Origin of the sequence: Cobetia sp. BMC6 (assembly GCF_029991385.1) — a bacterium.
In the GTDB taxonomy this organism is placed as follows: domain Bacteria; phylum Pseudomonadota; class Gammaproteobacteria; order Pseudomonadales; family Halomonadaceae; genus Cobetia.
On the sequence record NZ_JAKUMF010000002.1, the window covers coordinates 260803 to 272169 of the forward strand.

Genomic DNA, 11367 nt, shown 5'->3' on the forward strand with positions numbered 1-11367 from the left:
TGTCGGCATGACCGAGCGAAGAATTTCATCTTGTGAACACACCAAGGCCCGCCAATGGCGGGCCTTGGTGTGTCCAGGGGCGCCGTTGATTCAGCAGCCACTTCGAGTCAGCTGTGACTTCGGTTCAGCTGCGACGCTGATTCAGCTGCGACGCAGGGTCTCAAGTGCTGCCGCCGCCACGATGAAGCTGCCGCCGACCAGTGTCAGCCAGGTGGGCACCTCGCCAAGAATCAACCACGCAAGCAATACGCCGTAGACGGGTTGCAGGCAGCCGATCATGCCGACGGTCTTGGCCTTGAGTCCACCGAGGGCGAAGGTCATCAGCGCATGCGGCGCAGCCGTGAAGACGATGGCCAGCACCAGCATGGCGATCCCCGTCGAGGGGCTGGCATCCATGATCTCACTGGAGACGAACGGCAGTGTCAGCACCACGACCCCCAGCGCCTGCAGGCTCATCGACAGTACCGGATTGAGATGGCTGAGACGGTAGCGCACCAGTAGATTGCGTGCCGCGAACAACAGGCCCGAGAACACGCCCCATGACACTCCCGCCAGGCTGTCGCCCTGCGCGCTGCTGTCGCCGCCGGGAACGAGCAGCCAGACGCCGATACAGACCAGCCCCGCTGCCGCCAGGTCCTTCGCTTTCAGGCGTGTGCCTTCCACCCAGGGCTCCAGCAGCACGATGAAGATGGGATAGGTGAACAGCGCCAGCATGCCGGTGGCTACGGAAGACACCTGCATCGAATGAAAGTAGCTCACCCAGTGTGCGGCCATCAACGCGGCGGCGATGCCCAGCAAGAGCCAGTCGCGTCCGCTCAGGCGCAGCGAGACATGCCACTTGAGACGCGCCAGCCACAACAGGAACAATCCTGCCAGCAGGCTGCGCCAGGTGGTGATGTCGAGCGCCGAGAGAGGCACGCCTTTCGAGAACAGCGCCGTACCGCCGAGCAGCGCGATGCCGAGATGAATCGACATCAGCGCCTGGGGCTGGTTGGCGGGAGGGGCAGCAGGGCCGGGCATGTGGTTCCTCGTCATCAGGGGGTAGTGATAAAGCCGCCATCGCAGGCAGCTCATCGGTTTACATCGTTATCACGGCAACGGTATCGCGACGGCCTGAGTGGCAGCAGTCTGATCGCGACAGCCTAGAGCGGCAGCCAGACGAAGCGTGCCGCCAACAGCAACAGGCTCGCCATGCTCAACCACAGCAGCGGGGCCGGCGAGTCGAGGGGTGCCGAGGTCTGGCGCACGAAGGCGGGGTAGCTGATGCGCACCAGCGCACAGACCAGCAGACCCAGGCAGGCGCCGCCCAGCACATCGCTGAGGTAATGGACGCCAAGCGTGATGCGCGACAGGCCGACCAGCGTACAGGCGGCGATGGCTGCCCAGTAGATCCAGCGGCGTCGCGAGGAGGGCTGGCGCTCGGCGATGAAGGCGGCGGCCAATCCGAATACTGCCACGCTGCCGGCGGCGTGGGCGCTTGGGAATGACATCGACCCTTCCAGGAAGGCGGGGGTGTCCGGACGCGGGCGCTGGATCAGGTGCTTGAGCACGGTATTGGCGCTGGCGATGCCCAGCCAGGCCGCCGTCAGATGCAACCATACCGCGTGGCGACCCTTGAGCAGCAGCCATACCAGCCACGGAGCCACGAGCGCCGCCAGACCGGTGCCATCTGCGAGGCGAGACAGCCCGAGGCTTGCCTCGCGCAGCCAGTCCTGGGGCAACAGTGAGGAGAGGCTAGCGGCCAGTGAGGCTGCCACGCGGTCGATCCACCACGGCTCGGGATGGGCCAGCACCGCCAGACTCATGGCGGGCACGCTGATCACCGCGAAGATCAGCAGTGCCATCGAGGCGAGCGGGAATTCGCCCTCGGGGTCGGGGTGACGCAGCTGCCACCACAGACGCCGCCCGGAAGGGCTGCGACGCATGCGACGCGCCAGCCAATGATAGAGGCGGCCCTCACGGCCCAGCTGGCGGCGCAGGAAGGAGAAGGCGAAGGCACAGGCGATCAGTCCGCTGGCCAGGCCGACCAGCAGGCCATCGGCCCCTTCCGGCAAGGTGAACAGTGACTGCCAGGTCTGGCCCAGCAGATAGCCCGGCAGCAGGTAGGCCGGTGCCCAGGCCAGTGCCGAGAGGCCATTGACCAGGAAGAAGCGCGCCGGCGGCATGTCGAGCATGCCGGCGACCAGCGGGATGATCGGGCGCACCGGGCCGACGAAGCGTCCGAAGGCGATCGACCAGCTGCCGTGTCGATGAAAGAACTGCTGACCATGCTCGATCCACTCGGGATGGCGCGAGAAGGGCCAGCGGCCGGGCAGTTGATCGCGATAGCGGATGCCCAGCCAGAAGCTCACGCCATCGCCGATGATGGCGCCCAGCGCACCGACAGCCAGCAATATCGGTAGCGAGAGTTCGAGGTGGCCGGCCAGTGAGGCGCCAGCGGTGAGAATGACCACGCCCGGCACCAGCAGGCCGATGATGGCGAGAGATTCAAGCAGTGAGACCAGGCCGATGACGGCGACAAGGGCTGCCGGGTGATCGCTCAGCGTGGTCATCAGGATATCGATCATCACACTGGGGTTCAGCCAATGCAGCAGTGACGCAAGGGTGTCGCTCATTCATTGAGATCCATCAGGGCAAGCTGGCTGGCCAGCAGGCGTTGCTCGAGTTTCTGGGTGGTGTCATCGGCCTTGTACGTCACCAGGCGCGCGCGGGCAATGATGGAGCCGGTTTCCGGCTGTGTGGCCGCTGCCAGCGCCGCGGTCAGGCGCTCGCGCATGATCAGTGCTCCCGCCTCGCCGGTATTGGGCAGCATCAGCCAGAAGGAGGACTTGTCGCTGCGGCACAGCAGGTCGCCCTGGCGCGAGACCTCCTGCATCACGTCGCAGGCCATCGCCAGGCATTCGACGCGCCTGTATTCGCCGAACTGCTCGCCGAGCATGTCCAGTTGCGGCAGATAGACGACCAGAATGCTGAGCGGTTGGTCCAGCGCCCGCGCACGTGCCGCCTCACTGATCAGTCGCTGCTGGCCGGTGCGGGCATTGAAGGCATTGCACTCGGTTTCCTCGCTGGCGGTCAGGCTCATGACACCCGCCTGCAGGCTGTTGATGACGAACGGCTGGCTGGCCACCAGCAGCAGACACAGGTAGCGCAGTATCTCGCCGAAGTTGTCTTCCTGCTGGCCCAATAGCCATAGCCACAGCGGTGCCAGCACCAGATTGAGCAACATTGCCGGCGCCAGGGGCAATAGCAGCAATGTCAGCACGCTGGGTAGCCCCAGCCACAGTGACATGCCCGGATAGGTGCCCGGCGCCTCGAGTGCCAGCATCAGATAGCTGGCGATCAGCGTCAGATAGGAAGGCAGCGGCTGCTCATCATCGAGGTGATTGAGGCCGGCGGCAATCGCCATCAGCATGGTGGCCAGCACCGGCGTCAGGATATGCTCGAAATCGCCCACCAGGTAGCGCCACAGGGCGTAGGTGGCGATCACCGCGGCGGCCAGCAGCATGATCAGTGTCTTGCGATTGGCGAGTTCCCGACGCTCGCTATGCGCCAGACTGTGTAGAGGAGACATCAGTGATCATTCCCCCCGCGATGGTGCTACGGCGACCCTGTCTGCCGCGCTGGCCTGTTTCAGGGTGTCTTGTCCGTCGTCTGACCGGGCTTCGTCAGAAAAAGCATCAGCATCGGCAGGCTTGCGAGACAGAGGCGGCAGCAGGGTGATCGGCTGCGGTTCATCGCTCAAGTGGGCACTGAGGCGCTTGAGGTCCAGCGCGCCGGGATCACTGTCGTTGAGAGGCTGTACCCGGGCGCGGACCGGCATCGCGAGATGCTCGATCAACTGGCGACGGCGCAGACTGGCCATGCGCTCGCCGCGGGTGACCAGCAAGACGGCCAGTGCCCCGTCATCGAGCTGGTAGCGGGTTTCATGCGGCAATGCGGCGCTGTCGAGGGTATTCATCAGGCGACGGTTGGCCAGGCGGCCGGTCTTGACCGGTGCGAGCAGGATCAATTCGATATGGATTTCCTCGCGATCGGCACGGGCAATTTCCCGCGGCAGGTCTCGCATCAGCTGGTACTGTGACCAGATCGCGCGGCTGGAATCACGCCGACCACGACGCTCCAGCTGCATCCAGACCTGCTGCTGGCGTCGCCCACCGATGGCACCGAGCGCCATCAGGGTCGCGGTGATACCGATGCCCAGGCTCAGCCAGTCGCTGCCCAGCTGGCTGAGCGCCAGCCAGGTGGTGACCAGCCCGATCAGTGTGCAGGCCGGTGCCAGCCAGCGTGGGCGCGGATAAAGCAGCAGGACGGCAAAGCCCCACAGCCACATCAGGTGCTGTTGCGGGGCCAGCAGCACCAGTGCACTCATGATCAGCGCGACGTTGAGCATCACCAGCGTACGGAACCAGCGCAGGGTGAACAGCTCGTGGGCGAGAGAGACCACCAGCAACATCGTGCCGCCCACCGCCAGCAACAGGGCAGTGAGCGTCAGGCCGATACTGATCTGTCGTGCCGCTTCCAGCAGCAGCAATACAGAGCCGAGCAGACAGACGAACTGACTGAGACGGACTTTGAACTTGATCTCCATGGTGACTTATATTGGCACCTTTGCCGTGGATGGCGCGAAATCGGCCGAATTCCCTGGCCGAACGGTCTATGACGTGGGCATTGCCTGCACGTTTGCAGGATGCGACGGTGCTCCGATCATGCAACGTCGTCTGCAATAATGGCAGCATACCCCAAACGGCGAGTGACAAAAGTGTCTACGCCTCTCAGGCTTTCACATCAGGTCTTCATGTCAGGGCTTCTCAGGGGAATGCCCTCGCGGGGCCCGAGCGATGATGGAATGAGTGCGTGGACACTGACAACCAGCGAGATTAGGCACATGAGTGAGCAGGGCAAGCACGACACCACGGACGTCGTGGCGTACATGAATCGTCTGGGGCACGCAGCGCGCGCGGCAAGCGTCGTGATGCGTCGCGTCGACAGCGGCATCAAGAATCGTGCTCTGCAGACCATGGCGCGTCTGATCGATGAGCGTCGCGAGGCACTGGCAGAGGCCAATGCCGAGGACCTGACGCGTGCACGCGCCAATGGGCTCTCGGAGGCGATGGTCGATCGTCTTGCGCTGACGCCTGCGCGTATCGACGGCATGATCGAAGGGCTCGAGCAGGTCGCGGCGCTGCCGGACCCGGTCGGCGAGGTCGATGGCCTGCGCTCGCGTCCGAGCGGCATTCAGGTCGGTCACATGCGCGTGCCGCTGGGCGTTATCGGCATCATCTTCGAGTCACGCCCCAATGTGACCATCGAGGCAGCCAGCCTGTGCCTGAAGTCCGGCAATGCCTGCATTCTGCGCGGTGGCTCCGAGGCCGCGTCCAGCAACCGTGCGTTGAGCGAGATCATCAGCGAGGCGTTGGTGCTCTCCGAGCTGCCGGCCACGGCAGTGCAGGTCGTCGCCACCACGGACCGCGCCGCGGTCGGCGAGCTGATCGCGATGCCGGAATTCGTCGATGTGATCATCCCGCGCGGTGGCAAGAGCCTCATCTCGCGTATCTCGCGTGATGCACGCGTGCCAGTCATCAAGCACCTCGATGGCATCTGCCACGTCTATATCGATGCCACGGCAGACCTGGCGATGGCGGTCCGGATCGCCGAGAACGCCAAGACCCATCGCTATGGCACCTGCAACACCATGGAGACCCTGCTGGTCGATGCGCCGGTTGCCGCCGAGGTCCTGCCGCGTATCGCCGAGCGTCTGGCGGCACATGAGGTCGAGATTCGCGGTTGCGAGCGTACTTGCGAAGTGCTGCCGCAGGCCGTGGCTGCCAATGCAGAAGACTGGGATACCGAATATCTCGCGCCGATTCTGGCGGTTCGCGTCGTGGATGGCGTCGACGAGGCGATGGCGCATATCGAGCGTCACAGCTCCGGGCACACCGAGGCCATCATCACCGAGAACTATGCGCTGGCGCGCCGCTTCATGGCGGAGGTCGATTCCAGCTCGGTGATGGTCAACGCCTCCACCCGCTTCGCCGATGGCTTCGAATATGGCCTGGGTGCCGAGATCGGCATCTCCACCGACAAGCTGCATGCGCGTGGCCCGGTCGGGCTTGAGGGCCTGACGACCCGCAAGTACATCGTGTTCGGTGATGGGCAGATTCGCCAGTGAAGGGTCAGGTCTCACCCGCCGATGATCAGGTCACGCCCGAGCAGACCTTGACGAACGAGAAGGCCCTGTCGCCCGAGGCGCTGGAGGACACCCAGCGTCCCTTGAACGCTGATGGTCTCGCGCAGGAGCGTGAGGCCGTGCATCACGGCACCGAGTCGTCACATGACTCGCGCTCAAGGACTGATGCATCAGCGGAGCCGGGCTTCGAGGGCTGCCTCGGCCCGGTACCGCGTGTCGCCATGCTCGGTGGTACCTTCGATCCCATCCATCACGGCCATCTGCGCAGTGCCATCGAGCTGCGCGAAGCGTTGGGGCTGGACCATGTGCTGCTGGTGCCTTCGCATCAGCCGCCGCATCGCGCCGCGCCCGGCGTCAGCAGTGACCAGCGGCTGGCGATGCTGGAAGCCGCGATAGAGGCAGAGCCAGGCCTCAAGGCCGATGGGCGTGAGCTGCTGCGCGATGGGCCTTCCTACAGTGCCGACACCCTGGCCAGTCTACGCGCCGAATACGGCCCGCAGGCGCGGCTGGTGATGGCCATCGGCCATGACGCCTTCCTCAAGCTCGGGGAGTGGCATGCCGCCGATCGTCTGTTCGATGACGCCCATGTGGTGGTGATCGAGCGGCCGGACCATGATGCACCGCTGCCCCGGGCGCTCGAAGCGTTGATCCAGGGGCGCGAGGTCGACTCGGTGGCGGCCTTGATGGCGCGCCCGGGTGGCCACCTGTTGCGCCTGTCGCTGCCGACACGCATGGCCATCAGCGCCACCTTCGTGCGCGAGCGTCTCGCGCTGGGTGACAGCGTGCGCTACCTGCTGCCGGAAGCGGTGATCCGTCATATCGAGGCGCATGGCCTCTACTGTCCGTCATCGAGCTGAGCCCATCATCGAGCTGAGCGTTGTGGCTCTGAACGTCCTGTCGCGTGCGAGCGTGGCATCATGAGAGGGGCGTCACTGCCGCGATCCCGCATCGCCGTGCGTGGCGCCCCTTTGGCGAGTAAATGACGATGCCCATAGGCGCGCGCATCGCCAACGGGTAGAATGCGCCCCCTGCCGAACAAACTCCCGAGGAATCATGCAGACCGAAGCTCTTAAAAACCTGGTTGTCGACGCCCTTGAAGAACTCAAGGCCCAGGAAATCAGCGAGATCAATGTCTCCAAGCTGACCAGCGTCACCGATGTGATGGTGATCGCGACCGGTACGTCCAGCCGCCATATCTCCGCGCTGGCCAACAACGTGCAGGTCACCGTGAAAGAAGCCGGCGTCAAGCCGTTGGGCTGTGAAGGCGACAACGGCTCCGACTGGGTGCTGCTGGATCTGGGCGATGTCGTCGTCCACGTCATGCTGGCCGAAACCCGTGCCCTGTACGACCTCGAGCGTCTGTGGAGCGATCTGCCCCGCGAAACGCGTGAAGAGTACGAGCAGAGCCACTGATCCTGCCAGCCTGACCCGACGGGTTGCTCGTCGGGGCACGCCAACCGCGCGTTACGTCCTTGCCGGTCGCGATGTCGCGGGCAGGGAGTATCCGATGGAAGGACTGCGGGTTCGCCGGTCGTTCTGACACAGCACGGGACAGGACATGAAGATCCGAGTTTTGGCGGTCGGGCAGAAGATGCCGGACTGGGTGGAGAAGGGTAGCCGGGAATATCTCAAGCGCATGCCGCGGGATTTTTCGCTTGAGTTCATCGAACTGGCGCCCGGCAATCGCGGCAAGAATGCGGACATCGCCCGTGCCATGGCCAGTGAAGGCGATCGGATGCTTGAAAAACTCAAGGGAAATGAACATGTTGTCGCCCTTGATGTCCTAGGTCAGGCTTGGAGCACCGAGCAGCTTGCCCAGCATGCCGATGATTGGCGGCTGGGAGGGCGAGACGTGGCCATCCTCATCGGTGGCCCGGATGGGCTCGACCCACGTCTGCTGGCACGTGCCGATCAGCGCTGGTCGCTCTCGGCACTGACGCTGCCGCACCCTCTGGTGCGCATCGTGCTGGCGGAACAGCTTTACCGCGCCTGGACATTGCTGGTCGGGCACCCCTATCACCGGTAAGCGCCTGCCGCTTGCGACACGACACTGGTTGCGAGACCCGCCATGCGCCAACGCCGGGCGACGATAAAGAATCCTCAACAGGAAGTGCGGATCTTTCGCCTTCGCAGCATCGTGGCTGCCGGCCTCGTGCTGGTGCTGGCCGGATGTCTGCTGGCGCGGCTGCTCTTCCTGCAGGTCGTGGAACACGACATCTATACGACGCGCTCGGACAAGAACCGCGTGCGTGTCGAGCCCTTGCCGCCTACGCGTGGCTTGATCTATGACCGCAATGGTCAGCTGCTCGCCGAAAACCGCCCCAACTACAATCTCACCATCGTGCGCGAACGCGCCGGTGATCTCGAGACGACGCTTGAACGCCTGGTCGAGATTCTCGATCTGCCGCCCGATGAGGTCGAAGACTTCAAGGAACGCTCGCGTCAGCGTCAACGTCCCTATCAGCCTGCCCTGTTGATGAGTGAATTGAGCCAGGAGCAGATAGCGCGTCTGGCCGTCAATCGCTATCGCCTGCCCGGCGTCGAGGTCGAGGCGCAGCTGCTGCGCTACTACCCGGACGCCAAGCCGCTGTCGCATACCCTGGGGTACGTGGGGCGCATCAATCAGGCCGAGCTCAAGACTCTCGACAAGGGCAACTATTCGGGCACCCACTTCATCGGCAAGACCGGTATCGAGCGCTTCTATGAAGAGGAGCTGCACGGCCAGGCCGGCCTGCGCAAGGTGGAAACCAATGCGCGGGGTCGCGTGCTGCGTGAGCTGTCGCGGATCGACCCGGTGCCGGGCAAGGACCTGACGCTGACCATCGACCGCGGCCTGCAGGATCTCGCCTATCGGCTGCTCAAGGGGCGGCGTGGTGCCATCGTGGCCATCGAGCCCGAGACGGGTGACATCCTGGCGATGGCCTCCGTGCCGGGTTTCAACTCCAATGAGTTCGTCACCGGCATCAGCGTCAAGAGTTATCGCGCGCTGCAGAATGATATCGACCTGCCGCTGTTCAACCGTGCCATTCGCGGCCAGTACCCGCCGGCCTCGACCGTGAAGCCTTTCATGTCGCTGGCGGGGCTGGAGAACGGTGTCATCACCACCAGCACTTCTTTCTACGATCCCGGCTATTTCCAGCTGCCCAATGACAGCCACAAGTACCGCAACTGGCTGCGCTGGGGGCATGGGCGCGTCAACATGCGGCGTGGCATCGCGGTCTCCAATGACACCTTCTTCTACAACGTTGCCTATCGCCTGGGGATCGACCGCATCAGCGAGTACATGCACAAGTTCGGTTTCGGTGAGCAGACGGCGCTGGACGTGCAGGGCGCGCTGCCCGGTCTGATGCCGTCCAAGGAATGGAAGCGCAATCGCTACGACAAGCCCTGGTACCCCGGCGAGACCATCTCCATCGGTATCGGTCAGGGCTACTGGCTTGCCACACCGTTGCAGCTCGCCTCGGCGGAGGCCGTGCTGGCCAATCGCGGCAGGCACGTGACGCCTCACCTGGCCAAGCGCATCGGCGACGAGACGGTATTGCTGCCCAGAAGCGAGGAAAAACCGGATGTGGTGCTGGACAATCCGGCGTGGTGGGACGATGTCATCGCCGCGCTCGAGGACGTGGTCAGCGGGCGAGAAGGCACGGCGCGCAAGTATGTCGGGCCCGGTCTCAAGTACCGCATGGCCGGCAAGTCCGGTACCGCCCAGGTCTTCACCCTCGGGCAGGACCAGAAATACAACGGCAAGGAGCTCGCGGAGCGTCTGCGTGACCACGCCCTGTTCGCCGCCTTTGCGCCGGTCGAGCACCCGGAGATAGCCGTCTCCGTGGTGATCGAGAACGGCCAGGGCGGCAGCTCCGTGGCGGGTCCGATGGCACGCGCCGTCACCGATTACTGGCTGTTGCCGCGCATTGACCCCGAAGCGCGTGAGGCGGCGCTCACGCTGGCTGCCGCTCTGGCACCGCCGGAGGCACCGGCGGGCGAGGGTGAGCAAGGAGAGAACGATGCCGACTGATTATCAGCGCTCGATGCGTGGTGTAGGTGGGGATCTCAGTCATCGCCGCCGCACCAGTCTATGGGAGCGTATCCACCTCGACCCCTGGCTGCTGCTGCTGCTGTTGGCCGTGCTCGGCTGCGGGCTGATCGTGCTCTATAGCGCCAGCGGTCAGGATATCGATTTCACGCTGCGCCAGGCCTCACGCCAGGCGCTGGCGCTGGTGATCATGATCGGGCTCGCCCAGTTGTCACCCGCGACGCTTTACCGTTGGGCGCCGGTCGCCTATGGCGCTGGCTTCCTGATGCTGGTGGCGGTGGAGGTGCTGGGGGATGTCGGCATGGGCGCCCAGCGCTGGCTGGTCATCCCAGGGGTGGTGCGTTTTCAGCCCTCTGAGCTGATGAAGCTGGCGATGCCGATGATGGTGGCCTGCTGGCTCGGGCAGCGCCCGTTGCCTCCACGCTGGCGAGATCTGGTCATCTGCGCCGTGATCATCGTCGCGCCGGTGCTGCTGATCGCGCGCCAGCCGGACCTCGGCACCTCGTTGCTGGTTGCTGCGGCGGGGGTATTCGTGATCCTGCTGGCGGGGCTTTCCTGGAAGCTGATCGCCTTCTTCGGTGCCTTGATCGCCTCGGCATTGCCGCTTCTGTGGATGGTGATGCACGACTATCAACGCCGCCGTGTGCTGACATTCCTCAATCCGGAGTCTGACCCGCTTGGCGCGGGCTGGAACATCATCCAGTCCAAGACGGCCATCGGCTCGGGCGGCATCTTCGGCAAGGGCTATACCCTGGGGACCCAGTCCCAGCTCGAGTTTCTGCCGGAGCGCCATACCGACTTCATCGTCGCGGTCATCGGGGAGGAGTTCGGGCTGATCGGCATGAGTTTCTTCCTGGGGCTCTATGTGCTGATCGTGCTGCGCGGGCTGGTGATGTCCAACAATGGCCAGGACAGTTTTGCACGGCTGACGGGGGGCGCGATCATCCTGACGTTCTTCGTCTACGTCTTCGTCAACATCGGCATGGTATCGGGTATCTTGCCGGTCGTTGGCGTCCCGTTGCCGCTGGTCAGTTATGGTGGGACCTCCAGCGTGACCTTGCTGGCAGGCTTCGGTATTCTCATGAGCATTCATACCCACCGGCGCCTATTGTCGCGATGACGTGACGGCCAGTTGCCGAGTGGCAAG

General features: G+C 64.3%; 10 protein-coding genes. 6 read left to right on the forward strand and 4 right to left on the reverse strand.

The features are described from left to right. Nucleotides 1–141: 141 nt before the first annotated feature. From MKZ40_RS05360 to MKZ40_RS05375, 4 genes are all read right to left on the reverse strand, one after another. Nucleotides 142–1020 carry a DMT family transporter gene (locus tag MKZ40_RS05360; protein ID WP_175088246.1) on the reverse strand — a complete coding sequence of 293 codons (879 nt, stop codon included), beginning with the start codon at nt 1018–1020 and terminating at the stop codon, nt 142–144. A gap of 122 nt (nt 1021–1142) precedes the next feature. Continuing rightward, on the reverse strand, nt 1143–2615 hold the full coding sequence (locus MKZ40_RS05365) for a bifunctional DedA family/phosphatase PAP2 family protein (RefSeq protein ID WP_254626942.1): 1473 nt from the start codon (nt 2613–2615) through the stop codon (nt 1143–1145). Continuing rightward, nucleotides 2612–3571 (reverse strand): diguanylate cyclase, encoded by a 960-nt coding sequence (locus MKZ40_RS05370; protein ID WP_175088245.1) that lies wholly within the window; start codon nt 3569–3571, stop codon nt 2612–2614. The genes MKZ40_RS05365 and MKZ40_RS05370 overlap by 4 nt, the downstream gene beginning before the upstream one ends. A gap of 6 nt (nt 3572–3577) precedes the next feature. Beyond that, complete coding sequence (locus MKZ40_RS05375; RefSeq protein ID WP_175088244.1) at nt 3578–4588, reverse strand: hypothetical protein; 1011 nt, start codon at nt 4586–4588, stop codon at nt 3578–3580. A 297-nt stretch (nt 4589–4885) separates the two neighbouring features. Between MKZ40_RS05375 and MKZ40_RS05380 the strand changes: the two genes are divergently transcribed. The 6 genes from MKZ40_RS05380 to rodA all read left to right on the forward strand — a co-directional run bounded on the left by MKZ40_RS05380 (nt 4886) and on the right by rodA (nt 11340). Next, entirely contained in the window at nt 4886–6169 is a 1284-nt protein-coding gene (locus MKZ40_RS05380; protein ID WP_175088243.1) for a glutamate-5-semialdehyde dehydrogenase, read from the forward strand. A 239-nt stretch (nt 6170–6408) separates the two neighbouring features. Beyond that, entirely contained in the window at nt 6409–7044 is a 636-nt protein-coding gene (gene nadD, locus MKZ40_RS05385; RefSeq protein WP_175088380.1) for a nicotinate-nucleotide adenylyltransferase, read from the forward strand. 196 nt (nt 7045–7240) lie between these two features. Continuing rightward, complete coding sequence (rsfS, locus tag MKZ40_RS05390) at nt 7241–7600, forward strand: ribosome silencing factor (protein ID WP_043331961.1); 360 nt, start codon at nt 7241–7243, stop codon at nt 7598–7600. Nucleotides 7601–7745: 145 nt separating this feature from the next. Further along, nucleotides 7746–8213, forward strand: a complete 468-nt coding sequence (gene rlmH / locus MKZ40_RS05395; protein ID WP_175088242.1) for a 23S rRNA (pseudouridine(1915)-N(3))-methyltransferase RlmH — start codon at nt 7746–7748, stop codon at nt 8211–8213. Nucleotides 8214–8255: 42 nt separating this feature from the next. Beyond that, nucleotides 8256–10202, forward strand: a complete 1947-nt coding sequence (mrdA, locus tag MKZ40_RS05400) for a penicillin-binding protein 2 (RefSeq protein ID WP_175088241.1) — start codon at nt 8256–8258, stop codon at nt 10200–10202. Continuing rightward, nucleotides 10192–11340 (forward strand): rod shape-determining protein RodA, encoded by a 1149-nt coding sequence (rodA, locus tag MKZ40_RS05405; protein WP_175088240.1) that lies wholly within the window; start codon nt 10192–10194, stop codon nt 11338–11340. The genes mrdA and rodA overlap by 11 nt, the downstream gene beginning before the upstream one ends. Nucleotides 11341–11367: the final 27 nt, after the last annotated feature.